The organism is Klebsiella sp. HMSC25G12 (assembly GCF_001807705.1).
GTDB classification, from domain to species: domain Bacteria; phylum Pseudomonadota; class Gammaproteobacteria; order Enterobacterales; family Enterobacteriaceae; genus Klebsiella; species Klebsiella variicola.
On sequence record NZ_KV789908.1, the window covers coordinates 89,933 to 113,959 of the forward strand.

The 24,027-nt window shown below is 56.7% G+C and carries 25 protein-coding genes and 1 pseudogene; 15 read left to right on the forward strand and 11 right to left on the reverse strand.

What is annotated here, in order from left to right:
• The first annotated feature begins 116 nt into the window (after nt 1–116).
• On the forward strand, nt 117–1,334 hold the full coding sequence (locus tag HMPREF3096_RS19040; RefSeq protein WP_008804557.1) for an MFS transporter: 1,218 nt from the start codon (nt 117–119) through the stop codon (nt 1,332–1,334).
• A gap of 82 nt (nt 1,335–1,416) precedes the next feature.
• Here the strand turns inward: HMPREF3096_RS19040 and HMPREF3096_RS19045 are convergent, their stop codons facing one another.
• Nucleotides 1,417–2,325, reverse strand: a complete 909-nt coding sequence (locus HMPREF3096_RS19045; RefSeq protein ID WP_016161239.1) for a DUF535 family protein — start codon at nt 2,323–2,325, stop codon at nt 1,417–1,419.
• Nucleotides 2,326–2,615: 290 nt separating this feature from the next.
• Between HMPREF3096_RS19045 and HMPREF3096_RS29615 the strand changes: the two genes are divergently transcribed.
• Nucleotides 2,616–2,756: a hypothetical protein gene (locus tag HMPREF3096_RS29615; protein ID WP_002908189.1), complete on the forward strand. Its 141-nt coding sequence runs from the start codon at nt 2,616–2,618 to the stop codon at nt 2,754–2,756.
• A 48-nt stretch (nt 2,757–2,804) separates the two neighbouring features.
• Here the strand turns inward: HMPREF3096_RS29615 and HMPREF3096_RS19050 are convergent, their stop codons facing one another.
• Complete coding sequence (locus tag HMPREF3096_RS19050; protein WP_012541468.1) at nt 2,805–3,695, reverse strand: LysR family transcriptional regulator; 891 nt, start codon at nt 3,693–3,695, stop codon at nt 2,805–2,807.
• Between the two features lie 140 nt (nt 3,696–3,835).
• On the opposite strand from HMPREF3096_RS19050, the gene HMPREF3096_RS19055 reads away from it, so the two are divergent.
• The 6 genes from HMPREF3096_RS19055 to HMPREF3096_RS19080 are packed head-to-tail and all read left to right on the forward strand — an operon-like array spanning nt 3,836 to nt 9,560.
• Nucleotides 3,836–4,543, forward strand: coding sequence for a CoA transferase subunit A (locus HMPREF3096_RS19055; protein ID WP_023340302.1), 708 nt, complete (start codon nt 3,836–3,838; stop codon nt 4,541–4,543).
• 1 nt (nt 4,544) lies between these two features.
• Entirely contained in the window at nt 4,545–5,201 is a 657-nt protein-coding gene (locus HMPREF3096_RS19060) for a CoA transferase subunit B (RefSeq protein WP_012541466.1), read from the forward strand.
• Between the two features lie 9 nt (nt 5,202–5,210).
• Nucleotides 5,211–6,392: an acetyl-CoA C-acetyltransferase gene (locus HMPREF3096_RS19065; protein WP_064169286.1), complete on the forward strand. Its 1,182-nt coding sequence runs from the start codon at nt 5,211–5,213 to the stop codon at nt 6,390–6,392.
• 11 nt (nt 6,393–6,403) lie between these two features.
• Nucleotides 6,404–7,327, forward strand: a complete 924-nt coding sequence (locus HMPREF3096_RS19070; RefSeq protein WP_048268513.1) for a 3-hydroxyacyl-CoA dehydrogenase family protein — start codon at nt 6,404–6,406, stop codon at nt 7,325–7,327.
• Nucleotides 7,328–7,371: 44 nt separating this feature from the next.
• Nucleotides 7,372–8,766, forward strand: a complete 1,395-nt coding sequence (locus HMPREF3096_RS19075; RefSeq protein ID WP_008804551.1) for a GntP family permease — start codon at nt 7,372–7,374, stop codon at nt 8,764–8,766.
• A 23-nt stretch (nt 8,767–8,789) separates the two neighbouring features.
• Nucleotides 8,790–9,560: a 3-hydroxybutyrate dehydrogenase gene (locus HMPREF3096_RS19080; protein ID WP_064169287.1), complete on the forward strand. Its 771-nt coding sequence runs from the start codon at nt 8,790–8,792 to the stop codon at nt 9,558–9,560.
• A gap of 53 nt (nt 9,561–9,613) precedes the next feature.
• On the opposite strand, the gene HMPREF3096_RS19085 is transcribed toward HMPREF3096_RS19080, so the two are convergent.
• From HMPREF3096_RS19085 to HMPREF3096_RS19095, 3 genes are all read right to left on the reverse strand, one after another.
• Entirely contained in the window at nt 9,614–9,955 is a 342-nt protein-coding gene (locus HMPREF3096_RS19085) for a hypothetical protein (RefSeq protein ID WP_023322774.1), read from the reverse strand.
• Between the two features lie 210 nt (nt 9,956–10,165).
• Nucleotides 10,166–10,558, reverse strand: coding sequence for a cell envelope integrity TolA C-terminal domain-containing protein (locus HMPREF3096_RS19090; protein ID WP_023322775.1), 393 nt, complete (start codon nt 10,556–10,558; stop codon nt 10,166–10,168).
• A gap of 91 nt (nt 10,559–10,649) precedes the next feature.
• The gene (locus HMPREF3096_RS19095; RefSeq protein ID WP_064169288.1) at nt 10,650–11,531 is read right to left on the reverse strand and encodes a LysR family transcriptional regulator; all 882 of its coding nucleotides are present in this window, start codon (nt 11,529–11,531) and stop codon (nt 10,650–10,652) included.
• A gap of 106 nt (nt 11,532–11,637) precedes the next feature.
• On the opposite strand from HMPREF3096_RS19095, the gene budA reads away from it, so the two are divergent.
• From budA to HMPREF3096_RS19110, 3 genes are read left to right on the forward strand one after another with little or no spacing between them, the layout of a single operon-like run.
• Entirely contained in the window at nt 11,638–12,417 is a 780-nt protein-coding gene (budA, locus tag HMPREF3096_RS19100; protein WP_064169289.1) for an acetolactate decarboxylase, read from the forward strand.
• Nucleotides 12,418–12,426: 9 nt separating this feature from the next.
• The gene (gene alsS / locus HMPREF3096_RS19105; protein WP_023297780.1) at nt 12,427–14,106 is read left to right on the forward strand and encodes an acetolactate synthase AlsS; all 1,680 of its coding nucleotides are present in this window, start codon (nt 12,427–12,429) and stop codon (nt 14,104–14,106) included.
• Between the two features lie 23 nt (nt 14,107–14,129).
• Nucleotides 14,130–14,900 (forward strand): (S)-acetoin forming diacetyl reductase, encoded by a 771-nt coding sequence (locus tag HMPREF3096_RS19110; RefSeq protein WP_064169290.1) that lies wholly within the window; start codon nt 14,130–14,132, stop codon nt 14,898–14,900.
• Between the two features lie 95 nt (nt 14,901–14,995).
• Here the strand turns inward: HMPREF3096_RS19110 and sfnG are convergent, their stop codons facing one another.
• Both sfnG and HMPREF3096_RS19120 read right to left on the reverse strand, forming a co-directional pair.
• A complete protein-coding gene (sfnG, locus tag HMPREF3096_RS19115) occupies nt 14,996–16,123 on the reverse strand; it encodes a dimethylsulfone monooxygenase SfnG (protein ID WP_022066442.1) in 1,128 nt (375 codons plus the stop codon).
• A 673-nt stretch (nt 16,124–16,796) separates the two neighbouring features.
• Nucleotides 16,797–17,663 (reverse strand): LysR family transcriptional regulator, encoded by an 867-nt coding sequence (locus HMPREF3096_RS19120; protein ID WP_044613448.1) that lies wholly within the window; start codon nt 17,661–17,663, stop codon nt 16,797–16,799.
• A gap of 107 nt (nt 17,664–17,770) precedes the next feature.
• Here HMPREF3096_RS19120 and HMPREF3096_RS19125 point away from each other — a divergent pair, with 107 nt between their 5' ends.
• A complete protein-coding gene (locus HMPREF3096_RS19125) occupies nt 17,771–18,751 on the forward strand; it encodes a quinone oxidoreductase family protein (protein WP_032735822.1) in 981 nt (326 codons plus the stop codon).
• A gap of 375 nt (nt 18,752–19,126) precedes the next feature.
• Here the strand turns inward: HMPREF3096_RS19125 and HMPREF3096_RS19130 are convergent, their stop codons facing one another.
• From HMPREF3096_RS19130 to HMPREF3096_RS19145, 4 genes and pseudogenes are all read right to left on the reverse strand, one after another.
• The gene (locus HMPREF3096_RS19130) at nt 19,127–20,164 is read right to left on the reverse strand and encodes a S66 family peptidase (protein WP_023340307.1); all 1,038 of its coding nucleotides are present in this window, start codon (nt 20,162–20,164) and stop codon (nt 19,127–19,129) included.
• 178 nt (nt 20,165–20,342) lie between these two features.
• Nucleotides 20,343–20,705 carry a TonB family protein gene (locus HMPREF3096_RS19135; protein WP_064169291.1) on the reverse strand — a complete coding sequence of 121 codons (363 nt, stop codon included), beginning with the start codon at nt 20,703–20,705 and terminating at the stop codon, nt 20,343–20,345.
• Between the two features lie 204 nt (nt 20,706–20,909).
• Nucleotides 20,910–21,416 (reverse strand): annotated as a pseudogene (locus tag HMPREF3096_RS19140) (dihydrodipicolinate synthase family protein); the annotation flags it as partial.
• 32 nt (nt 21,417–21,448) lie between these two features.
• Nucleotides 21,449–22,144: a B3/B4 domain-containing protein gene (locus tag HMPREF3096_RS19145; protein WP_064169293.1), complete on the reverse strand. Its 696-nt coding sequence runs from the start codon at nt 22,142–22,144 to the stop codon at nt 21,449–21,451.
• 43 nt (nt 22,145–22,187) lie between these two features.
• Between HMPREF3096_RS19145 and HMPREF3096_RS19150 the strand changes: the two genes are divergently transcribed.
• The 3 genes from HMPREF3096_RS19150 to HMPREF3096_RS19160 all read left to right on the forward strand — a co-directional run bounded on the left by HMPREF3096_RS19150 (nt 22,188) and on the right by HMPREF3096_RS19160 (nt 23,858).
• A complete protein-coding gene (locus HMPREF3096_RS19150; RefSeq protein ID WP_064169294.1) occupies nt 22,188–22,790 on the forward strand; it encodes a helix-turn-helix domain-containing protein in 603 nt (200 codons plus the stop codon).
• A gap of 62 nt (nt 22,791–22,852) precedes the next feature.
• On the forward strand, nt 22,853–23,314 hold the full coding sequence (locus HMPREF3096_RS19155) for a GNAT family N-acetyltransferase (protein WP_012967969.1): 462 nt from the start codon (nt 22,853–22,855) through the stop codon (nt 23,312–23,314).
• Between the two features lie 25 nt (nt 23,315–23,339).
• Nucleotides 23,340–23,858, forward strand: a complete 519-nt coding sequence (locus tag HMPREF3096_RS19160) for a GNAT family N-acetyltransferase (protein ID WP_023297784.1) — start codon at nt 23,340–23,342, stop codon at nt 23,856–23,858.
• Nucleotides 23,859–24,027 lie beyond the last annotated feature (169 nt).

Genomic DNA, 24,027 nt, shown 5'->3' on the forward strand with positions numbered 1-24,027 from the left:
ATAGCCACGGTACCCGACGAGCGCGGGACATTTTTGTTTCATCGAACGGTGCGATAAAGGATGAAGGTATCCGGTGACCATTCCGACGCGCAGATCGCGCATGCTAAAGGTAGAAAATGTCGCTTCGTTCTCTGCGGGCTTTATGTCTGACCAGCTTTTTTATTGCCGACGTGCGCGACGGCCTCGGCCCGTTTCTGGGGATCTTTCTCACCCAGCGTCACTGGCAGGCGGAGGACATTGGCCTGCTGATGTCCGTCGGCGGTATCGCCGGCCTGCTGGCGACCCTGCCCGCCGGCTTCATCACCGACAGCTCGCGGCATAAGCGCTTGCTGCTGGCCGGGGTCTGCCTGGTGATCACCCTCACCACCCTGCTGCTCTGGTTTAGTCAGAAGACCAGCGTGGTCGCCCTCTCGCAAGTCGCCAGCGGCATCTGCGCGGCCTTTGTCGGACCGCTGATCGCCGGGATTACCCTCGGTCTTGCCAGACAGCGCGGCTTTAGCGCCCAGATGGGGAAAAACGAAGCCTTCAACCACGCGGGAAATTTCTTCACCGCGCTAATGGCCGGGGCTATCGCCTGGTACTGGGGCATCGGCGGCATTTTCATTCTGATGGCCTGTACCACGCTGCTTACCCTGGTCGCCCTGCTGGCGATCCGCGGCGGCGATATCGACGATGACGCCGCCCGCGGCATCGAAGCGGCATCCACGCCCTCCCTGCCGGGGTTTGCCATCCTGTTCCGCCATACGCCGCTGCTGATCGCCGGCGTAACCCTGATGCTGTTCCATCTCGCCAATGCCGCACTGTTGCCGATGCTGAGCATGCGGATCGCCGCCGCGCCGGGACACCTCAATCCCGGACTGTTTGCCGCCGCCACGGTGATTATTTCGCAGGTGGTGATGATCCCGGTGGCCATCCGGGTCGCCGGCAGCATCGACAAATACGGTTACTGGCGATGCATCCTGCTGGCGCTGCTGATCATGCCCATCCGGGCGGCGCTGGCGGCGTCCAGCGACGCCCCGGCGATGATGGTCCCGGTGCAAATTCTTGATGGCCTGGCGGCAGGGATTTTGGGGGTGGCGGTGCCCAGCTTTATCGTCTCGCTGCTGCGCGGCAGCGGGCACGTTAACGCTGGACAGAGCGTGGTGATGCTGATGCAGGGCGCCGGGGCGGCAATGAGTCCGGCGTTAACCGGGTCTATCGCCGGGCACTACTCCTATGCCACCGCCTTCGGCGTGCTGAGCGTTATCGCGATTGTCGCCCTGATGGTATGGTGGCGCAGCGCTCCGCTGCTCACCGTCTCCGCGTCACCGCCAATCGGCGAGAGCGGGCAGTAACCTACGGCACAGCGACCTGGGGAGAGAGGAAATCGCCAGCCGGGTAGCAGCCCCCTGCAGCCCGGCTGGCGTATGAGAGGCGTTAATTCACCCGTGCTTGCAACGTAATGTGCTGCAGGGCGTTCGCCATATCTATCTGAATCAGATCCTTGACACCTTCGCGCTTAATAAACTGGCTCCGGTGCTTGCTTTTCACCTCTTCAATACTTTTTTTGATCTCTTGCGCCGGTAATTTATACCAGCCGCGAGCCTGTTTCTCACCACCCATTTCCAGCCACAGCGATGAATAACTGGCTTTCACCAGATCGCTTTTCACGTGGTAATCGGAATCGATCGCGTAGACCGTGGTGATGCTGAAATAACGCAGGAAACCATACAGCACGCTCATGATGATATTTTTCGGCCGCGCGCCATGCAGCTCTTTAGTCAGCACCTTCACTTCGTCATTGGTGATATCTTTCCCGCCCTGGATGCCGCCAATATAGGCGCGGCCATCGTCGGTACAGGAAAAACAGACGCTATAGACGCGCCGGTCACCGAGAAACAGCTGCAGCATCAGCTCGCCCTCCTCCTGAAACGGCGACGCCAACAGTTTAACGTCAAGATTATCGCCATTTTTCAAAGGAATAGAGAACATCGCGCGACCAAAATCCGCCACATTGTACAGCTGCGGCAGGACATCAGGGTGAAACGTTTTCTCAATAAAATTCAGTGAACCGTGGGCAATATCCAGCTTGCGTCGTTTTGACAGCCGTTTATTGAGATACGCTTTAAACGGTTTATCCTCAAAAGGCACCAGCCCTTTGGTCACGGCGGTCAACCGCGCACACTGATATTTTGCACAAAGTTCTTGATATTCTCTGTATTTACCTCCTGCGAGCGAGAGCTCTCTGCATTTTCGTAAAACTTTTTTATAGTTTATTTTGACCTGACCGATCACTTTATTATGTTTACGCCATTCTTTGATGGCGCCTGCAACAGTATGTTCCATTGATTAAGATCCATAGATTCATCCATAATCGCGGCCATATTAACATAAAAGCTTTTCGTCAACACTTAATTACTCCTTCGTTGTCCTTTCATTTAATATATACACAGGAAATCATTCTGTATGGTGATTAATAAAGCCTACACCCGCCTGTCAACGGTTATTTATAGTAGGGAAAGCCTGCCGCCCCGCGACTTAACGCTCTGTGCGTTCGGCGCGGAGAGCGGCTACATCCGCTGGCGGTTTTGCCCTATACTTGACGCTGATTAAAAACCAGCAACGATAGGTAACTTATGGAAATTGATCTCGACAACCTGGTCTTCAGCGGCCTGGATGAAGCAGAAGAACGCAACGCGGAGCGTCTGGAAGAAGCGGACAAAAAAGCGCAGGCGATCGTTGCCGATGACGATTGCGGCGACGCCTGCAAAATCTGATTGTCAAACCGGCCAGCAGGCCGGTTTTTTTTTGCCCCTCCCGCCTGCTCAGGTCGGCAAGAACCCTTTCAGCGTATCCAGCAGCGCCTGCGCCGCCTTCGACAGCGGCATATGCCCGGCATGGATCGCACCGACGCACTTCTCAATCGGCGGATCGCTGAGCGGGATGCAGACGGCCCCCAGGGAGGTCATCTGCGTTTTACACAGCGCCGGTACCGCGCTGCCCCCCAGGCCGCTGGCCACCATTCTCCCCACCGTCACCAGCTGGTGACTCTCCAGCGCTACGTCCAGCTGGCGACCGCTGCGCGCCAGCGCCTCCTCCAGCATCAGGCGTACCGCCGAGGGACGCTGCAGGGTAATAAAATCGAGGGTCAACAGCTCCTGCCAGGTGAGCTGCTTTTTCTTCGCCAGCGGGGATTGCCGGGGAACGATCGCCACGAAGCGGTCCACCGCCAGCGGGGTAAACAGCAGGTTGTGGGTGGGCGATGGCTCGAAGGCAATACCCATCTCCACTCGCCCCTCGCGCACCATCTCGATCACCTGCTCATTAATCACGTCATGCACCGTGACGTTCACGCCGGCATAGCGGTCGCGAAAGGCCTTCAGCGCCTCCGGCAGGACGTTGGCCGCAAACGACGGCATCGCGGCCACCGAAATTTTACCCCGTTGCAGGGTAAAGCTCTGACGCATGGCCTCCTCGACGTTATCCCAGTCGGCCAGCAGCTGACGGGCCATCGGCAGAAAGAGTTCCCCCTCCTGGGTAAGGGTCACTTTGCGGGTGCTGCGCTGCAGCAGCGCGCCGCCCAGCGCCTCCTCTAACCCTTTGATGGTCAAACTGAGGGCTGGCTGCGACAAATTGAGCCTTTCGCTGGCGTGGGCGAAATTCAGAGTGTGAGCTACCGCTAAAAACGCGCGTAACTGTTTGACACTCATTCTCATTTTTCTTCCTGTTAACTAATTGAAAAAAATTAGTTAACAGGAAATTAATTAAAATTCCAAATGAGTGGGTCACAAATTCAAAATTATCAAATCAGTCTCCAGCGCCAATGATAAGGCTATCGCAAGGCAGGAGAGACAAGATGGCAGGACTGGATAAACGCGTCGCCAGCTATGAAGCGGCGCTGGAAGGGTTAACGGACGGCATGACGCTGCTCGCCGGCGGTTTCGGCCTGTGCGGCATTCCCGAGAATTTGATCGCCGAGGTGCAGCGTCGCCAGGTGCAGGGGCTGACGGTGGTCTCCAATAACTGCGGCGTCGACGGCTTCGGTCTCGGTATGCTGCTGGCGTCGCGCCAGATCAGCAAGGTGGTGGCCTCTTACGTCGGGGAGAACGCGCTGTTTGAACAGCTGGTGCTGAGCGGCGAGCTGGCGGTTGAGCTCACTCCTCAGGGAACGCTGGCCGAAAAAATTCGCGCCGGCGGCGCCGGGATCCCCGGTTTTTACACCGCCACCGGCTATGGCACCCCGGTCGCCGAAGGCAAAGAGGTGCGCCAGTTCGACGGCAGGCACTACATCCTTGAAGAGGCGATCCGCGGCGATTTCGCGCTGGTCAAAGGCTGGAAAGCCGACTGGTACGGCAATGTGGTTTATCGCCATACCGCGCAGAATTTCAACCCGCTGATGGCCACCGCCGGACGCATTACGGTGGTGGAGGTGGAAGAGATTGTACCGCCGGGCGAACTGCCGCCCTCCGCCATCCACACCCCGGGGATCTATGTCGACCGGCTGATCGTCGGGCAATTTGAAAAACGTATTGAGCAGCGCACCCTGCGCGCCGGAGGGAAGTGAGATGCTGACCCGTGAACAAATGGCGATGCGCGTCGCCCAGGAGCTGCGCGACGGCGACTACGTCAACCTCGGGATCGGTATCCCGACGCTGGTGGCCAATTACATTCCCGCCGGTATTGAGGTGATGCTCCAGTCGGAGAACGGCCTGCTGGGGATGGGCGAATTTCCAGACGAAGCCACGATCGACGCCGACATGATTAACGCCGGCAAGCAGACCGTCACCGCGCAAACCGGGGCGGCCATCTTCGACTCCGCTCAGTCGTTCGCCATGATCCGCGGCGGCCACGTTGACCTGACCGTTCTTGGCGCCTTTGAGGTCGACGTCGCGGGCAACATCGCCTCATGGATGATCCCTGGAAAAATGGTCAAGGGGATGGGCGGCGCCATGGACCTGGTAGCCGGCGCGCAGAACATCATCGTGGTGATGACCCACGCCTCAAAAAACGGCGAATCCAAACTGCTGCCGCAGTGCACCCTGCCGCTCACTGGCGTGGGCTGTATTCGCCGGGTGCTCACCGATCTGGCCCTGCTGGACATTGTCGACGGCGCGTTTGTCCTGCGCGAAGTGGCCCCGGGAGTGAGCCCCGACGAGGTGATGCGTAAAACGGCGGGACGACTGATCGTGGCCGACGATGTGCGCGAAATGCGCTTCAGCTAAGGAGAGACCATGACCGATATTGCCATTGTTGCTGCAGTACGCACCCCGGTCGGCAGCTTTCGCGGCGCCTTCGCCCCTCTTTCCGCCGTCGACCTCGGCGCCGCGGTGGTACGCAGCCTGCTTGAACGCGGCCCGTTGCCCGCCGCGGCGGTGGACGAACTGATTTTCGGCCAGGTGCTCACCGCCGGCTGCGGGCAGAACCCGGCGCGCCAGACCGCGCTGCGGGCCGGCCTGCCGGTGGACACCCCGGCGGTGACCGTCAATCTGGTGTGCGGCTCCGGGCTGAAAGCGGTTCAGCAGGCGGTGCAGGCGATCCGCTGCGGCGACGCCGAGATCGTCATCGCCGGCGGCCAGGAGAGCATGAGCAATGCCCCCTATCTGATGCACGGCGCCCGCGACGGCCTGCGTTTCGGCCACGCCAGCCTGCAGGACAGCATGATTCTGGACGGCCTGTGGGACGCCTTTAACGACTACCACATGGGCATTACCGCCGAGAATCTGGCTGATGCCTTCGACATCAGCCGTGAGCGCCAGGATGCCTTTGCCGCCGGGTCCCAGCGCAAAGCGGCGGCCGCCATCGCCGCCGGACGCTTTCGCGAGGAGATCGTCCCGGTCAGCGTCCCGCAGGGCAAAAAGCCGCCGCGTGTCGTGACTGACGACGAGCAACCGCGCCCGGAGACCAGCGAGCAGCAGTTGGCCCAGCTGCGCCCGGCGTTTCGTCCCGCTGACGGCAGCGTCACTGCCGGAAACGCCTCGTCGCTGAACGACGGCGCCGCGGCGGTCCTGCTGATGCGCGTCGATAAAGCGCACGAGCTCGGGCTACCGGTGCTGGCGCGCATTGTCAGCTCAGCGGTCGCCGGGGTCGACCCATCGGTGATGGGCATCGGCCCGGTGAGCGCCTGCCGTAAAGCGCTGCAGCGCGCCGGCTGGACGCTGGACGAGGTGGATCTTATCGAAGCTAACGAGGCTTTTGCCGTCCAGGCGCTGGCCGTCGGTCAGCTGCTTGAGTGGGATAGCGAGAAGGTCAACGTCAACGGCGGCGCCATCGCCCTTGGCCATCCCATCGGCACCTCCGGCTGCCGGATCCTCGTCAGCCTGGTGCATGAGATGCAGCGCCGGGGCGCCAGCAAAGGGCTGGCAACCCTGTGCGTCGGCGGCGGCCAGGGCATCGCCATGACTCTACAACGTTAACAGGAGCCACTATGTTTACACCACGCCTGGCGGTACTCGGCGCGGGACTGATGGGCGTCGGCATCGCCTGCCATTTCGCCCGTCACGGTCACGTCGTCCGCCTGTATGACACCGACCCGCAGCGTCTCGCCGAGGTTCCGGCGGTGGCCAGCGCCATCCTGCGCGAGCTGGAGGCGAGCGGCCAGCAGGATCCCGCCGACCGCGACGCTGTGCTGGCCCGTCTGATCCCCACCCCGGCGCTGAATGCCCTGGCCGATGCCACGCTGCTGATAGAAGCGATCCCCGAGCGGCTACCACTGAAGCACGCCCTGTATGCCGAACTGGAAACGCTGATCGCCGACGAGGCGATTATCGCCAGCAACACCAGCGGCCTGCCGCCGGACTCGCTGGCGCAGGGCATGCGCCACCCTGAACGGCTGCTGATCGCCCATTTCTGGCATCCGCCGCACCTGATCCCGCTGGTGGAAGTGGTGCCCGGGAGCGCCACACTGCCCCATCTGGCGCGCCAGGTGAGCGACTTTTGCGCCGCCTGCGCGCTGGAAGCGGTGGTGCTCAATCGCGCCGCGCCGGGCTTTGTCGGCAACCGGCTGCAGTTCGCCCTGCTGCGCGAAGCGCTGCATATCGTCCACAGCGGCATTGCCTCTGCCGAGGTAGTGGACCAGGTGATGCGCGCCTCGCTGGGCCGCCGCTATGCGATGGTCGGCCCGCTGGAGGCAGCGGACATGACCGGGCTGGCGACGGTCCAGGATATCTGCCAGCACCTGCTGCCGGAGCTGGCCAGCGGGAGCGAGATGATGTCGCTGGTGGCGGAGAAGGTGGCGCGAGGCGACACCGGCGCCCGCAGTGGACAAGGCTTTTACCGCTGGGATGAGGCGCGGCAACAGCGCATCCAGTCGCGCCGGGAACATCAGCTTCGCTACGCCCTGAAGCCCTAGTATCGCGTTCTGTACCCCTACAATAACAATGAGAGTGAGACGTCGTGATGAGTGTGATAATTGCCCTGGCCGCACTGGCGTTACTGATGCTGGCGGCCTACCGTGGATACAGCGTGATCCTCTTTGCGCCGATCGCCGCCCTCGGCGCGGTGCTGGTCACCGACCCGGGCGCGGTCGGCCCGGCCTTTACCGGCCTGTTTATGGAAAAAATGGTCGGCTTTGTGAAGCTCTATTTCCCGGTGTTTCTGCTGGGCGCCGTGTTCGGCAAGCTGATTGAGCTGTCGGGATTCTCGCGGTCGATTGTCGCCGCCGCCATCCGCATCCTCGGACGCCGCCACGCGATCCCGGTGATCGTGCTGGTATGCGCCCTGCTGACCTACGGCGGGGTGTCGCTGTTTGTGGTGGCTTTTGCCGTCTACCCCTTCGCCGCCGAACTGTTTCGCCAGAGCGGGATCCCCAAACGGCTGATCCCGGCCACCGTCGCCCTCGGGGCATTCTCGTTTACCATGGACGCCCTGCCCGGCACGCCGCAGATCCAGAATATTATCCCCACCAGTTTCTTCGGCACCAACGCCTGGGCGGCCCCCTGGCTGGGGCTTATCGGCTCGCTGTTCATTATCATTTTTGGCTTGCTGTGGCTGGAGCGTCAGCGCCGCAAAGCGCAGGCCCGCGGCGAAGGCTATGGGACCGACCTGCAAAATGAGCCGGAGACCCCGGATGACATCGATCTGCCGCATCCGCTGATCGCTATCGCCCCGTTGCTGTTAGTGGGGGTGCTGAATCTGCTGTTTACCCACTGGATCCCGCAGTGGTACGGCGCCAGCCATGAGCTCACCCTGCCGGGTCTGGCGAAGCCTGTCGTCACCGAAGTAGGGAAAATCACCGCTATCTGGGCGGTGCAGGCGGCGCTGCTCTCCGGCATTGTGCTGGTGCTGGTCTGCGGCTATCGCAATATCCGCGGCCGGCTGGCGGAGGGGAGCCGAACGGCGGTGGGCGGGGCTATTCTCGCGGCGATGAACACCGCCTCTGAGTACGGATTCGGCGCGGTTATCGCCGCCCTGCCGGGTTTCCTGGTGCTGTCGAAAGCCCTCGCGGCCATTCCCAATCCGCTGTTAAACGAGGCGATCAGCGTCACGGTGCTGGCCGGGATCACCGGCTCGGCCTCCGGGGGGATGAGCATCGCGCTGGCGGCGATGTCCGAGACCTTTGTCGCCGCCGCCCACGCCGCCAATATTCCGCTCGAGGTCCTGCACCGTGTCGCCGCCATGGCCAGCGGCGGCATGGACACCCTGCCGCATAACGGAGCGGTGATCACCCTGCTGGCGATCACCGGCCTGAGCCATCGCCAGGCCTACGGCGGTATTTTCGCCATCACGGTGATCAAAAGCCTCGCGGTACTGTTTGTCATTGCCACGTTCTATGTGACCGGCATTGTCTGATACCCGATTGAAGGAGTAATAAAATGAATTTGCACGGTAAAACGGCGCTGGTCACCGGCTCCACCAGCGGCATCGGTTTAGGGATCGCCAAAGTGCTGGCGCAGGCGGGCGCGCAGGTGATCCTCAATGGCTTCGGCGACAGCAGCCACGCCCGGGCTGAAGTCGCCGCGCTGGGTAAGATCCCCGGCTATCACGACGCCGACCTGCGCGACGTCGGGCAGATCGAGGCGATGATGCACTATGCCGAAAGCACCTTCGGTGGCGTTGATATCGTGATCAATAACGCCGGCATCCAGCACGTCGCCCCGGTGGAGCAGTTCCCGGTGGACAAATGGAACGACATCATCGCGATCAATCTCTCCAGCGTCTTCCACACCACCCGCCTGGCGCTGCCGGGCATGCGCCAGCGCAACTGGGGGCGCATCATCAACATTGCCTCAGTGCATGGCCTGGTGGCGTCGAAAGAGAAATCGGCCTACGTCGCCGCCAAGCACGCGGTGGTCGGGCTGACCAAAACCGTGGCCCTGGAAACCACGCGCAGCGGCATCACCTGCAACGCCATCTGCCCGGGCTGGGTGCTAACCCCGCTGGTGCAACAGCAGATCGATAAGCGCATCGCCGAGGGGGTCGACCCGGAGCAGGCCAGCGCCCAGCTGCTGGCGGAAAAACAGCCCTCCGGGGAGTTTGTCACCCCGCAGCAACTGGGCGAAATGGCGCTGTTTCTGTGCAGCGATGCCGCTGCCCAGGTGCGCGGCGCCGCATGGAATATGGATGGCGGCTGGGTGGCGCAGTAGACGAACTCGGGGAGTCAGGTAATGGCTCCCCTGTTACTGCAGCGCCAGGCTGACTAACCGCTAATTGACTTCAAGGTGGCAGCTGCAGTGATCAACACGCCAATCACCACAGGATAAAAAACAGCATAAATGATATAACACTCAATTTTCCGGTCTCTGGTATAGAAATAGATGGTGTTACCAATACTAATGAGAGACCCCAGGAAACCAACGGTGGCTAAAACAGCTATAAACGTTAATAGCCAGTAATATGCCCCACCCACACCACGGTTGCTGAGACAACCCAACATTGCCAGCGCTTGCAACAAACACAGTGCCATTGCGCCGGAGCAATTTTCGCAAATTTTGCCGTAAAGTCTGAATGTTGACCACACCTGTAAATTAATTTTATTCACTGACCACTCCTTGTTTAAGGCAGCAAATGATTTAACCCTGTGAAATTCAACTTCTATTTCCTGAAATGCTTAAAAGCATTAGTTTAATCAACGAATACAATAACCTACTGTTGAAAACAATAAAAAGCACAATACAGTTATATATTAATATTATCCCTCCTTTCTCTCGGAAAATTATGAGTTGGTTAACCAAAAAAGACTTTTCTCAATCTAGTCTCCCTGCATATTAAAACGTGACCGGGCAAAGGCATCATAGACTTGCTGACTGGTAAATGCCGGGAAGGTCGCCCGCGCTGCCGCTTCGCGTAGCGCGGCGCAGTATGCTTTATTTCCCTCGACGGCGTCGATTTTTTTCAGTTTACCATCGCGGGCAAACTCAAGATGCAGACGGCACTTTTTCCCGTGCCACGCATATCGATCGGCAAGCTGGGCCTCCAGCGCGTTTTTAATCGCCCTTGCCTGCTGCCCATATTCATCCTCGTCGCTAAAACGTCCGGAGCTACAGCTGCCGAGGGCCGAGGTTTTATGGCAATCGGACGGGTGCAGCGGTGCGCAGCCGCTAAGCACCGCAAGCAACATCACCGGCATCACTCTTTTTTTCATAACTCTTCCCTGTTTGTACAAGCACTGAAAGACCGCCTAACTGTAACGTGAAAGCGAAAGCATGCGGCCTGCCAATTATCAGGGGCGACAATTAAAACATCGCCAGAAAGCGTTTCACCGTGCGCGAGCGCTCAAAGCGCCGCCAGGCGATAGCGATATCGGTCTTCAGCGGCGCCCCGCTGAGCGGGTGATAGCTGACGTTCGGCTGCTGGATGCAGGTCATCGACTGCGGGACCAGCGCGAAGCCGAACCCGGCATTGACCATACTCAGCGACGACGAAATCTGCGACGACTGCCAGGCACGCTCCATGTCGATCCCGGCGCGCAGGCAGCTGTTGTACACCAGCTCATACAGCCCGGGGGCCACCTCCCGCGGGAAGAGAATCGGCGCCACGTCGCACAGCTGCTCCAGGGCCAGGGTCGGCTGCGTCGCCAGCGGGTTATCGCGCGGCAGCGCGATGACCATCGGCTCCTCATCAATAATCCGCAGATTAAAGGCTTTACTGCTCTCGCACGGCAGACGGACGAAGGCGATATCCAGCTCGGCCTCGCTCAGGGCGGTCATCAGATTGGCCATATTGTCTTCCATCTGGTGCAGGGTCACCCCGGGGTGGTCGAGCTGAAAACGGTGCAGCAACGTGAAGATTTGCGGATGGAAAGCATCAGAACTGGTAATGCCTAGCGACAGGCTGCCGTTCATCCCGCGCGCAATGCCCTTGGCCTTCTCCAGCGCCGCATCGCTCATGGCGAGGATCTGGCGGGCATCCTCATAGAACGACTCTCCCGCTTCCGTCAGCTCCACCCCGCGGGTTAAACGCCGAAACAGCGGGGTCCCCACCTCTCGTTCAAGTCGCTGAATTTGCTGACTTAACGGAGGTTGTGAAATACCCAGCTCCTTGGCGGCCTGGGTGAAGTGCCGCGTCCTGGCGACGGCGACAAAATAACGAAGATAACGAAGATAACGAAGTTCCATATCGAAAACGTCTCAAACCAGCATGGTTTCTATATTGGAACTGTGAGCTGAATCGGGTCAACATTTATTTAACCTTTCTTATATTTGTTGAACGAGGAAGTGGTATATGAATCACTCTGCTGAATGCACCTGCGAAGAGAGTCTGTGCGAAACCCTACGGGCGTTTTCCGCGCAGCATCCCGAGAGCGTGCTCTATCAGACATCGCTAATGAGCGCCCTGCTGAGCGGGGTTTACGAAGGCAGCACCACCATCGCGGACCTGCTGAAACACGGCGATTTCGGCCTCGGCACCTTTAATGAGCTGGACGGGGAGCTGATCGCCTTCAGCAGTCAGGTCTATCAGCTGCGCGCCGACGGCAGCGCGCGCAAAGCCCAGCCGGAGCAGAAAACGCCGTTCGCGGTGATGACCTGGTTCCAGCCGCAGTACCGGAAAACTTTCGACCATCCGGTGAGCCGCCAGCAACTGCACGACGTTATTGACCAGCAAATTCCCTCTGACAACCTGTTCTGCGCCCTGCGCATCGACGGCCATTTCCGCCAAGCCCATACCCGCACCGTGCCGCGCCAGACGCCACCGTACCGGGCGATGACCGACGTCCTCGACGATCAGCCGGTGTTCCGCTTTAACCAGCGCGAAGGGGTGCTGGTCGGCTTCCGTACCCCGCAGCATATGCAGGGGATCAATGTCGCCGGGTATCACGAGCACTTTATTACCGATGACCGCAAAGGCGGCGGTCACCTGCTGGATTACCAGCTCGATCACGGGGTGCTGACCTTCGGCGAAATTCACAAGCTGATGATCGACCTGCCCGCCGACAGCGCGTTCCTGCAGGCCAATCTGCATCCCGATAATCTCGATGCCGCCATCCGTTCCGTAGAAAGTTAAGGGGTTCACATGGACAAACAGTATCCGGTACGCCAGTGGGCGCACGGCGCCGATCTCGTCGTCAGCCAGCTGGAAGCGCAAGGCGTACGTCAGATCTTCGGTATCCCCGGCGCCAAAATCGACAAGGTGTTCGACTCACTGCTGGATTCCTCGATTCGCATTATTCCGGTACGCCACGAAGCCAACGCCGCGTTTATGGCCGCCGCGGTCGGACGCATTACCGGCAAAGCGGGCGTAGCGCTGGTCACCTCCGGTCCGGGTTGTTCCAACCTGATCACCGGCATGGCCACCGCGAACAGCGAAGGCGACCCGGTGGTCGCCCTGGGCGGGGCGGTGAAACGTGCCGATAAGGCGAAGCAGGTCCATCAGAGTATGGATACGGTGGCAATGTTCAGCCCGGTCACCAAATACGCCGTTGAGGTGACGGCGCCGGATGCGCTGGCGGAAGTGGTCTCCAACGCCTTCCGCGCCGCCGAGCAGGGCCGCCCGGGCAGCGCGTTCGTCAGCCTGCCGCAGGATGTGGTCGATGGCCCGGTCAGCGGTAAAGTGCTGCCGGCCAGCCGGGCACCGCAGATGGGCGCCGCGCCGGATGATGCCATCGATCAGGTGGCGAAGCTTATCGCTCAGGCGAAGAACCCGATCTTCCTGCTCGGCCTGATGGCCAGCCAGCCGGAAAACAGCGCGGCGCTGCGCCGTTTGCTGGAGGCCAGCCATATTCCGGTCACCAGCACCTATCAGGCCGCCGGGGCGGTGAATCAGGATAACTTCTCTCGTTTCGCCGGTCGGGTCGGGCTGTTCAACAACCAGGCCGGGGATCGTCTGCTGCAGCTCGCCGACCTGGTGATCTGCATCGGCTATAGCCCGGTGGAATATGAACCGGCGATGTGGAACAGCGGCAACGCGACGCTGGTGCATATCGACGTGCTGCCCGCTTATGAAGAGCGCAACTACACCCCGGATGTCGAGCTGGTGGGCGATATCGCCGGCACCCTCAACAAGCTGGCGCAAAATATCGATCACCGGCTGGTGCTCTCCCCGCAGGCGGCGGAGATCCTCCGCGACCGCCAGCACCAGCGCGAGCTGCTGGACCGCCGCGGCGCGCAGCTGAATCAGTTTGCCCTGCATCCGCTGCGCATCGTTCGCGCCATGCAGGATATCGTCAACAGCGACGTCACGCTGACCGTGGACATGGGCAGCTTCCATATCTGGATCGCCCGATACCTGTACAGCTTCCGCGCCCGCCAGGTGATGATCTCCAACGGCCAGCAGACCATGGGCGTCGCCCTGCCCTGGGCCATCGGCGCCTGGCTGGTCAATCCTGAGCGCAAAGTGGTCTCCGTCTCCGGCGACGGCGGCTTCCTGCAGTCGAGCATGGAGCTGGAGACCGCCGTCCGCCTGAAAGCCAACGTGCTGCATCTCATCTGGGTCGATAACGGCTACAACATGGTGGCTATTCAGGAAGAGAAAAAATATCAGCGCCTGTCCGGCGTCGAGTTCGGGCCGATGGATTTTAAAGCCTATGCCGAGTCCTTCGGCGCCAAAGGGTTTGCCGTGGAAAGCGCCGAGGCGCTGGAACCGACGCTGCGCGCCGCGATGGACGTCGACGGCCCGGCGGTGGTGGCCATCCCGGTGGATTATCGCGATAACCCGCTGCTGATGGGCCAGCTGCATCTGAGTCAGATTCTGTAAGTCATCACAATAAGGAAAGGAAAATGAAAAAAGTCGCACTTGTTACCGGCGCCGGCCAGGGGATTGGTAAAGCTATCGCCCTTCGTCTGGTGAAGGATGGATTTGCCGTGGCCATTGCCGATTATAACGACGCCACCGCCAAAGCGGTCGCCTCCGAAATCAACCAGGCCGGCGGACACGCCGTGGCGGTGAAAGTGGATGTCTCCGACCGCGATCAGGTATTTGCCGCCGTTGAACAGGCACGCAAAACGCTGGGCGGCTTCGACGTCATCGTCAATAACGCCGGTGTGGCACCGTCTACGCCGATCGAGTCCATTACCCCGGAGATTGTCGACAAAGTCTACAACATCAACGTCAAAGGGGTGATCTGGGGTATTCAGGCGGCGGTCGAGGCCTTTAAGAAAGAGGGGCACGGCGGGAAAATCATCAACGCCTGTTCCCAGGCCGGCCACGTCGGCAACCCGGAGCTGGCGGTGTATAGCTCCAGTAAATTCGCGGTACGCGGCTTAACCCAGACCGCCGCTCGCGACCTCGCGCCGCTGAGCATCACGGTCAACGGCTACTGCCCGGGGATTGTCAAAACGCCAATGTGGGCCGAAATTGACCGCCAGGTGTCCGAAGCCGCCGGTAAACCGCTGGGCTACGGTACCGCCGAGTTCGCCAAACGCATCACTCTCGGTCGTCTGTCCGAGCCGGAAGATGTCGCCGCCTGCGTCTCCTATCTTGCCAGCCCGGATTCTGATTACATGACCGGTCAGTCGTTGCTGATCGACGGCGGGATGGTATTTAACTAATAAAAAATAAGCTCTGACATGGCTTGCCCCTGCTTTCGCGCAGGGGCTTTTTTTTGGTTTGAGTGTAAGTGTAAGCATCCCGGGGAAACGAAGCATCAATACTTGAGGGCTTCTGGCACGACGTGGGCTATGGCAGGCTGAGATTGCTTTTCCAGCTCACGCACCCGAGGGATCACTTCCCTTCCGAAGAACTCGACTTCCTCCTGGAAATGCAGGAATGCCAGCAGCAGCAGATTGACGCCTGACTGTTTGAGCGCAATGATGCGCTCTGCAATCTGCTGCGGCGTGCCAATCAGGTTGGTTTTAAAGCCGTCGTTGTATTGCACCAAATCTTCAAAGCTGGATTTGGCCCAGTTGCCCTCGCCCTCCGGCGATGCGCTGCCGGCGTTTTTCACTTCGTGCTGGAACCCTTTCACCGCGTCCGGATTGGCGTTATCAATAATTTCCCGCAGCACCGCCTGCGCCTCTTTTTCGCTTTCACGCGCAATAACGAAGCCGTTAACCCCGATCTTCACCTGATGCTGGTTTTGTGCCGCCTTACGCTGGATGTCATCCACCTGTGCTTTGATGCCTTCAGGCGTGTTGCCGTTGGTGAAATACCAGTCGGAAACGCGCGCGGCCATGTCCCGCGCGGCACGCGAACTACCACCCTGGAAAATTTCCGGCAGCGGCGCCAGCGGCTTGGGCTTGAGGGAATAATCACGAAAGCGATAGAAATCGCCGGCAAAGGTAAAGCTGTCTTCGCGCCAGATGCCCTGCAGGCAACGGATAAACTCTTCTGAACGCAGGTAACGCTCTTCATGGTCTAGCCAGGGTTCGCCGATAGCTTTAAACTCACCACGGAACCAGCCGCTGACGATATTGACCGCGATGCGCGGGCCGTACAGATGACTGATAGTGGCGATTTGTTTTGCCGCCAGAGTGGGGTTCCAGGGGCCGGGAAGCAAGGCGGCGATCACTTTCAGATTTTCAGTTGATGCGAGTAGCGCCTGCGAAAAAGAGACCGACTCATGTTGGTTGTCGGCACCATAGCCGGCCGTAAAACGGATCTGCGTAAGCGCATAGTCAAAACCGGCACGTTCAGCAATTTGCGCCAGCTTACGGTTGTAGTCGATATCCCAACTGGTACGCTGCGGGATATTACTGATCACTAACCCGCCCGACACGTTCGGCACCCAATAGGCGAACTGCAGCGGATGATTACCTGGCTCTGAAATGGACATAGGGCACTCCCGTCATTGATGAATTTATCTGTCCGCCTTACAACGCGTCGCAGGCGAGTTGCTGTAGCCGCGAATTACCATCTTTCTATATAACGATCTTTGCCTTTCGAAAATAAAAAGACAGCTTTTGGTTATAAAGGTGTTTGCAGAATGCATGCCAAAACAGGAGGCGAAATAATTTTTTTAAAAACAGCTAATTATAAAAAAAGAAAGGAACTTATCTGCTGCATTTGCAACATGCCTGGTTACGCATATGTTGCAAATGCAACTTATACAACTTGCCGGAAGATAAATTTATCCTGACATTAATTTGGATAACAGCAGGTCTGATTACGGATGCTGTCGTTTCTGACAAGCATGAAATAAGCAACTACGACGGCAATTTCATTAACCCCGCAGTGGTTTCGTCGGCTGAGACCAGCTAAAGTCGAAAGGTCAAAAATACAGCCTTAACGTACAATATTTTTTGATATCCAAACTGCCCCCTTAACGGTACGTCTGTCTTCGACGGACTTCAGAACGGCAATGATCTGGTGTTCGATGAATCGGGCTTTACGCATGGTGATCTCCTCAGAGGACATAATCAGTATGTCGGAAGATCTCTAAACGTGAATGGTTCGTTTTACCGGGAAACCCTGCCAGTCATATAACATAAGTAATTAACAAGAAAAAATCAGATATCCTTGCCAGGTGGGCAGGACCGGCCAATGATTTCAGCCAGGAAATCCATCACCACGACAGCAGAGTGAGCGCGCTTAATTTCAGGGTAGGCAACCAGCCAAATGTTCCTCACGGGCGAAGGCAGATTTTCCGGCAGCCTTACCAGTTCGCTGTCATTATCACCCATAAAGCAGGGTAAAGTAACGATGCCCAATCCTTTCCGGGCTGCCTGTTGCTGCGCCATCAGATCGCTTGCCCGAAAGATAACTCGTCGCCCGTTCAGCAGTGATTCCAGCCATTGCTGCTGCGTGACATGTGCAAGCGTGCTGTCATAAGCAATAAATACCCAATCTTCTTGCGGAATTTCTTGCCAGAACTGAGAAGCATAAAGACCAAAGCGCATGGTACCTATACGCCTTGTCATCAGGTCTGGATCGTCAGGCCTTTCCAGGCGAACCGCAATGTCAGCCTCACTTTTATTCAGAAGAACATGGTGCGAAACGCCGGATAATGACAACGTGATACCCGGATGTTTCCGGGTGAATCCTGCTATAGCAGGCGCAATGAGGTGTGCTGCAACGGCAGGTGACGCGCTGATATTTATAGGCACGGCCGGTTCGGCACACAATGACCTCGCCTGGATTCGAATACGGTCTGCAATACGGTACATTTCGTCAGCGCCGGAGGCGATAATCCGCCCATGCCCGGTAAGCGTGGTACGGCGTGGCAAACGCTCTGTGAGCCTCAGGCCCAGAGAACTTTCAAGGGCCGCAATCCGGCGGCCCACAGTGGCATGGTCTACGCCAAGTTCCCTGGCTGCGGCCGACAGGGAACCACACCGGGCAAGGGCGAAAAAAAAATGTAAATCCTGCCAGTCCATATCTCACCTCGTGTGCATTTTTACACATGTATGGTGCTTTTATACCTGTATTCTTCCTGTAATAAACTCATTTATAGTTTTCTCACTTTATAAGTGAGGAAAAAATAATGTCGTTAGCAATGATTATTAGCCAGCCGGGTGGACCTGAGGTTCTTAAAGCGGTGGAAAGAGAGCTAGTCAGTCCCGGTCCCGATGAAGTCAGTATCAGACAAGAAATAATCGGCGTGAATTTTGTTGACATCTATTTTCGCTCAGGGCTCTACCCTCAGCCCTATCCCCAGGCGGTTCCTGGTTTTGAAGGGGCCGGAGTCGTCACAGCAACGGGCAGTAACGTCAGGTCCTTTGCAGCAGGAGACCGCGTTGCCTATACGGGAAATCCGATGGGCGCTTATGCTGAATGTCGCAATATACCTGCCAGCCGCCTTATCAGGATCCCGGATGGTGTGGACACTCGTACAGCCGGTAGTACGATGCTTCGGGGCCTTACCGCGCATATGTTACTCAACAAAGTAAGGGAAGTCAGGGCTGGCGACTGGATACTGGTTCATTCTGCTGCCGGAGGGCTGGGGCAGATAGTGACCCGCTGGGCAACGATGAAAGGTGCCAGGGTTATCGGTACAACGGGTTCACCGGAAAAAGTAGCAACGGCCCGCCTTGCTGGTGCGAGTGAAGTTTTGCTCCATACCGACGCTGCATGGCCGGACAAAGTCCGCGACATCACCGAAGGGTATGGCGTACATCTGGCCATCGACGGTATAGGAGGAACAATGCTCTCCAGAACGCTCGGCGTGGTCCGCCCTTTTGGCACTGTCGCCAGTCTTGGACAGCCTGCAGGCCCCATACCTCCCGTGCGGGTGGAAGAACTGGGATTTGCCCGATCTATAGCACTAATGCGACCAAGTTCACTCGCCTATTCAGATGATGCTGCGCTATACAGGAAAGGGGCTTCTGACCTTATGTCAGCGCTGTCGGCAGGACTTGAAAATCACATTGGCGCTGAATTTATCCTTACCGACGCAGCAGAAGCACACCGGGTTCTGGAGGCGGGTCATACAACAGGAAGCGTCATTCTCACGGTTCAGGCTTAAGACTCGGACGTGAATGAAACAAGAGACGCAGGCATCTTTAAAGAAATGCCGTATCAGTGACGTGACGACCAGGCTGGATTTATATCCCTTAAGGACAATCGTTCCCCCCTTGTCGTCTCCTTCAGGTACTGCCAGGGAGATATGCAAGAAATTAGATAAAAGGGGTGAGTCTGCTAAATCACTAACGTTCATACAATGTCCGCTCCCGGCACTCAGGCATTGCTTAATGCACGACGTAAACGATCGCCATGTTAAACGGCTATTTCTGACAAAGCGCGGCCCCTCTGAAGCGCCGTGAGGTCCGCTCTGAACGAAGAGCGGATCTTCAGTGCAAAAGAACAGCAAGGCCCGCCTTTGTGATTAATACTGCCTTATCTACAACTGCTGAGTTACCCAGCTACCATTTTCAGCGAAAAATACCGTCGCATCGGCTCCATTGACCAGGGATATTTGAGGAGGCATGTGACCAATATCAACATCATAGAGTACGGGCACGGCAATATTCTCAAAAGCGGCTTTAAGGGCATCCAGATAATTATGTTTAGTCGGGTCGCTTACGTCGGGTGCAGCACTTCTGCCGATAAGAACACCATTTAAGTTATCAAACCAACCCTGTAATCGTAAGCTAAATAATGCGCGTGTTAATTCACAGGGAGCCATTTCCACATTTTCAAAATAGAGGATTATTCCTTGAGGGCTATTGCTCGCCTTGAACAAGGGCACATTCCCGAATGGTGTACCTGCTAACCTGGATATTATTTCGAGGCAGCCGCCGATCAGTTTCCCGCTAAATGTCAGAGAAGATGTAACACCATCAAGGCGTTTCCACTGTGTTTTTTGGGTCAGATTGAAACCTCCGTCTGACGCTGTTCCCCATTGATTTTCATCCGCTTGAAATGCTGTTGAAGAGTACTGTTTGATTACAGTTCCCCGATTCGATTCCAGAATTTCCCATACGGCCTGAGTGGTGGCATCTAACTTTTGAGCGCCAAGATCCATGAGGTTCGGCCCATGCAAAGTAGCCCAGCCCGATATCGTCGTCAGTGGGAAATGAAGTGTACTAAGATCTGAAAAGCCCACAAACCATTTTGGTTTAGACCGGGACAACAGATCAAAATCAATCAAATCAAGTAATTCCATCGCCAGATCACCGCCCCAAGGTGGCATAACAGCTTTTATATCTGGGTCAGTAAGATAAGACATTAATTCTTCAACGCGAGAAAATTTAGTGGCGCTTTTATTTTTGTGCTGCGAGCGTAAGCAGCGTCCTTCGCGGACCTGGTAACCTCTTTTCTTTAGGTTTTTTATGGCGAGTTCCAGTCTGGGATGCAGATGTTCAGGTACGCCAGAAGAGGGAGCGGTTACACCAATAACATCTCCTGGAGCCAGCCTGGGTGGAAAGAGGACACTCATGGATAAATCCTTTTCAGAACATATAGAATTCCATAATCCATAAATAAAGCCAGGATGTAAAATTAACAGGCGAACACTCCGCTTGTTTTTTCTAGGAGCCTTTAAAAGGTCTGCTCATGGCACCCAAGGGACTTTACCGGCGTAGATGATGCGTCAGGCGACTAATCCTCAAAAGTGCTTACTGCTTATTCGCGGGACCGCCGGCTGATTTGGGTTGGATCATGACGACTACTCTTTTAGCTATTCCCGGTTTCCCCTTTTCAAAGCGCCATTTACTCATCATTTTCTCGATGATTTTATGTTCAAACTCCGGAGTCGTTGTCGATTCCAGTATCTTAACATTCTGAACTCTGCCATCTGAAACAACATCATACTGAATCCGCAGAGCATTCGGCAGGAGGTTTCCGTTCTTATCATGAGTGGTAATTGCTGTGTTTGCAGAGGAAATGCTGCCTGAAGGTGTGCTGGCGCTGGCCGGTAAACCGGCGCAGAGTGCCAGGAACAATGGCAGAATCAGGGTGAATAGTCTGATAGCTTGCATAAATCGTCCGAATTCCAAAATTAACCATGAATCTTCACGTTACCAACGGCGCGAGTGACAGGCTACCAGATGAAATGATCAGTGAATACCGCGTCTTCAGCGGCAATCCCTTTGACCTCCTTACCAGGCGCTTCGTACCACATCCATTCCCGGGGTCGTTTCGCTATCAGGACTAGTGGGAGCTGAGCGAGTGTATCAATGATTCCTTTGCCAGCTGTCAGCTACGCTGTCCGGCTCGTCAGGGAACATGACCGAGCTAACACCCTTAAGTGATGAGAGACGACCATGGAGTTCGTCCGTAAAGGTAAAATGCGTCGTGCCCGGATTATCAGAGATACAGACTGGTACAGACAGGTGCCGGGTAACGGCCTCGAAGCGTGAGAAGACTTCGTCGTCACGGAGTGACTGGTAGCTGACCGCCGGGAGTAACAGGACATTCGCGCCAGCTGCCTGGGCATCATCAGCCAGATGTAGAATGGCGTCGATACGGACCGATCCCACACAGACCATAACCGGGATGTCCCCGGCATGCTGTTTTGCCAGAGTGGCTACGCGCTTGCGCTGCTCCCGGGTCAGATAGGCGTAGCGTGCGGTTGACCCCAGGATGCCCATAGAATCAACCCGAGCATCTGTACGGCGGGAAAGCATATGGCTGAACCCCTTTTCATCCACGCCGCTGGCGGCTATTGGGGTTAATGGAAACGCCGATAACCGCTAAACATACCTGTTTCTCCTGAAGGATATTACTGCTGTTGTTCTTCGATGAGAGCAACGTCAAACCACAGGCCGGGCATCATTTTTTCCAGGCCGTCGGTCAGCATCTTCCCGGCTTCGTGCAGTTTTTCCAGCGGCATCTGCGGCAGGCTTTCCAGAATGAACCACATTTGCTGAGCGTCCACGCCCAGACGGGTTCTGATCCCCTGTCGCCAGTTCCAGCGGCGGCAGGTCACGCCGGTGTCATCACACCAGATAACCTCTCCTTGTGAAGGATATTCAACGGCCGTTTCACCCTCTTTGACGGTATCAAAAGGCTCTGTTCCGTTTGCCACAGCCAGACGTGGTGAACCCTGATAGGCAGAGATATTCTCCCCACCAACCGGTACGGCGTAGCGGAGACTCACGGCGTTATAAAGATCAACGATGGGATCGAGCGCGGGCATCGTTCCGTCACGTAATACGCGCTTACGTAACGCATCAGCTGAGCAAGGGGTGCGTTTAGGTTTAGCACCAAACTTTTGAAAAACGTCGGCCCAGGCTGCCAGATGAGATCCCGCCCATTCCGGTTCGCCGGCCAGAACGGCTTCACAGGCTTCCCGCAGCGCGATTTCTCCAGCGTCGGGATGAAGCACTGGCGCAGCTTTTACGCAGATACTGAGTACCCGAAAACCTGGGGCAATACGATAAATTTCAGGGGCAATTGACGGAGAGACGGTTAACACGTGATAATCCTTTAATGACTAATTTATTCTATGATAATGACCGATGACCAAAAAAGTCAATTTAATGACCGATGCAAATGCTATCGTCAACACGGTGAATGAAGCCGTATCTCAGCGAATTAAACAGTATCGTAAGCAAAAGAAAATCTCCCTCGATGAACTCTCCCGTCGAGCCGGCGTCAGCAAGGGAGCGCTGGTTGAGATAGAAGGATGCCGGGCCAATCCCAGCATTGCTCTGTTATGCCGCCTGGCTACCGCGATGGGGGTTTCGGTGGCTGATTTTGTGGATGTCAGTTCCAAACCGACTGTGCATCTCATTGCTGAAGATGAGATCCCAGAATTGTGGGAAGGTGAAAAAGGCGGGAGAGCAAGACTGCTCGCAGGGTCGGGTGGGCCTGATATGACCGAGCTCTGGATGTGGGAAATGCAGCCGGGGGAAAAGTTTGCTTCACCGGGCCACACGGAAGGAACGCTTGAACTGTTTTATGTTCAGTCGGGCACGCTCACATTGGGGGTAAAGGACCATTTGTATCGGGTAAAAACCGGCTGTTCGGCAACGGCCAGAACGGACGTTCCTCATTTCTACGAAAACCAGGGGGAGAGCCCGCTGATATTTATCATGACAGTACATGAGAAAGCATCCTGAGTGGTTGCCCGGTATGCCTGTAGGGCTTGTCTCATCAAAGCAAGTTTGCAAGGAGTCGTTTAGTGGATAATCAGCATCTGCGTTTTACCCAAGGCCAGTTTACTGTCACAACCGATCCCGCCTTTTTTCAGCTGGAAGCCATTCACGATTACCTCTCGCAATCGTCCTGGGCGCCTGGCATTGATGCTGAAACGGTCAGAATATCAATCCAGAACAGCCTTTGTTTTGCGCTTCTGGATGGAACAAGACAAATCGGCTTCGCCCGTCTGGTCACCGACTATGCCACTTTTGGTTATTTGTGCGACGTCTACGTGCTGAACGAGTATCAGAAAAGTGGTCTTGGTCGTTGGCTGATTGAATGCTGTCACGCCCATCCCGTGATGTCACGCCTGCGACGGATAATGCTGGTAACCTCTAGCGCGCCCTGGCTCTACCAGAAGCTGGGGTATAACCCATTGAACCAACCAGATTTTGTCTGGCAAATCAATCGACCCGATATTTATCGTAAACCCGGGCAAAAGTAAGACTATTTTTTGAGAGTAATGATAAATGTTAATCCGTAGAGCCCGTCCCTCTGATGCAGAAGAGCTTGCCATTTTAGCCGAACGCACCTTTAGAAAAACGTTTGAGGCGGGTAATACTCAGAAGGATATGGAGCTTCACTGCCAGGCAAGTTATTCAACAGATACTCAGTTGCAAGAAATCCTCAGAGAAGACTGGATTACATTAGTCTGCGAATACGAAAGCAAACTGATAGGGTATGCCCAACTGAGGTGGGAAGCATTTCCTCCCTGTGTAAATAGCATTCACGCCGGGGAAATCCTGTGTCTGTATATCGATGAACCTTATCATGGCAAAGGTTTTGCACAAGCGCTGATACACAAGTGCTTTGCTGAATTTGCGGCACAGGGATCGGATATTGTCTGGTTAGGTGTCTGGGAACATAACCCAAGGGCAATCTCTTTTTACCGTAAGCTTGGGTTTACCGAGGTGGGTGAACATATCTTCCAGGTTGGGACAGATCCCCAGAGAGATATCATTATGAAACGCTCAACGGGTGTTAGCTGAACAAACATTACGACGTCCGCTCTGGCACACAGCAGGCGTGATCGACACCAGGAGACGTCACGCGCTAGCGGCTAAGCGTAGCGCCGGCTCGGAAAATCCCGGATGGTGGCGCGTGGCGCCTTATCCGGCTACGCGGTTGTGCCACTCTTGTGCCGTTATTTTGCCGGGT

Excerpts from the sequence above, each read along its gene's own strand:
- HMPREF3096_RS19040 (WP_008804557.1), top strand. The coding sequence starts at position 117 with ATGTCGCTTCGTTCTCTGCGGGCTTTATGTCTGACCAGCTTTTTTATT.
- HMPREF3096_RS19045 (WP_016161239.1), bottom strand. The coding sequence starts at position 2,325 with ATGGAACATACTGTTGCAGGCGCCATCAAAGAATGGCGTAAACATAAT.
- HMPREF3096_RS29615 (WP_002908189.1), top strand. The coding sequence starts at position 2,616 with ATGGAAATTGATCTCGACAACCTGGTCTTCAGCGGCCTGGATGAAGCA.
- HMPREF3096_RS19050 (WP_012541468.1), bottom strand. The coding sequence starts at position 3,695 with ATGAGAATGAGTGTCAAACAGTTACGCGCGTTTTTAGCGGTAGCTCAC.
- HMPREF3096_RS19055 (WP_023340302.1), top strand. The coding sequence starts at position 3,836 with ATGGCAGGACTGGATAAACGCGTCGCCAGCTATGAAGCGGCGCTGGAA.
- HMPREF3096_RS19060 (WP_012541466.1), top strand. The coding sequence starts at position 4,545 with ATGCTGACCCGTGAACAAATGGCGATGCGCGTCGCCCAGGAGCTGCGC.
- HMPREF3096_RS19065 (WP_064169286.1), top strand. The coding sequence starts at position 5,211 with ATGACCGATATTGCCATTGTTGCTGCAGTACGCACCCCGGTCGGCAGC.
- HMPREF3096_RS19070 (WP_048268513.1), top strand. The coding sequence starts at position 6,404 with ATGTTTACACCACGCCTGGCGGTACTCGGCGCGGGACTGATGGGCGTC.
- HMPREF3096_RS19080 (WP_064169287.1), top strand. The coding sequence starts at position 8,790 with ATGAATTTGCACGGTAAAACGGCGCTGGTCACCGGCTCCACCAGCGGC.
- HMPREF3096_RS19090 (WP_023322775.1), bottom strand. The coding sequence starts at position 10,558 with ATGAAAAAAAGAGTGATGCCGGTGATGTTGCTTGCGGTGCTTAGCGGC.
- HMPREF3096_RS19095 (WP_064169288.1), bottom strand. The coding sequence starts at position 11,531 with ATGGAACTTCGTTATCTTCGTTATCTTCGTTATTTTGTCGCCGTCGCC.
- budA (WP_064169289.1), top strand. The coding sequence starts at position 11,638 with ATGAATCACTCTGCTGAATGCACCTGCGAAGAGAGTCTGTGCGAAACC.
- alsS (WP_023297780.1), top strand. The coding sequence starts at position 12,427 with ATGGACAAACAGTATCCGGTACGCCAGTGGGCGCACGGCGCCGATCTC.
- HMPREF3096_RS19110 (WP_064169290.1), top strand. The coding sequence starts at position 14,130 with ATGAAAAAAGTCGCACTTGTTACCGGCGCCGGCCAGGGGATTGGTAAA.
- sfnG (WP_022066442.1), bottom strand. The coding sequence starts at position 16,123 with ATGTCCATTTCAGAGCCAGGTAATCATCCGCTGCAGTTCGCCTATTGG.
- HMPREF3096_RS19120 (WP_044613448.1), bottom strand. The coding sequence starts at position 17,663 with ATGGACTGGCAGGATTTACATTTTTTTTTCGCCCTTGCCCGGTGTGGT.
- HMPREF3096_RS19125 (WP_032735822.1), top strand. The coding sequence starts at position 17,771 with ATGTCGTTAGCAATGATTATTAGCCAGCCGGGTGGACCTGAGGTTCTT.
- HMPREF3096_RS19130 (WP_023340307.1), bottom strand. The coding sequence starts at position 20,164 with ATGAGTGTCCTCTTTCCACCCAGGCTGGCTCCAGGAGATGTTATTGGT.
- HMPREF3096_RS19135 (WP_064169291.1), bottom strand. The coding sequence starts at position 20,705 with ATGCAAGCTATCAGACTATTCACCCTGATTCTGCCATTGTTCCTGGCA.
- HMPREF3096_RS19150 (WP_064169294.1), top strand. The coding sequence starts at position 22,188 with ATGACCAAAAAAGTCAATTTAATGACCGATGCAAATGCTATCGTCAAC.
- HMPREF3096_RS19160 (WP_023297784.1), top strand. The coding sequence starts at position 23,340 with ATGTTAATCCGTAGAGCCCGTCCCTCTGATGCAGAAGAGCTTGCCATT.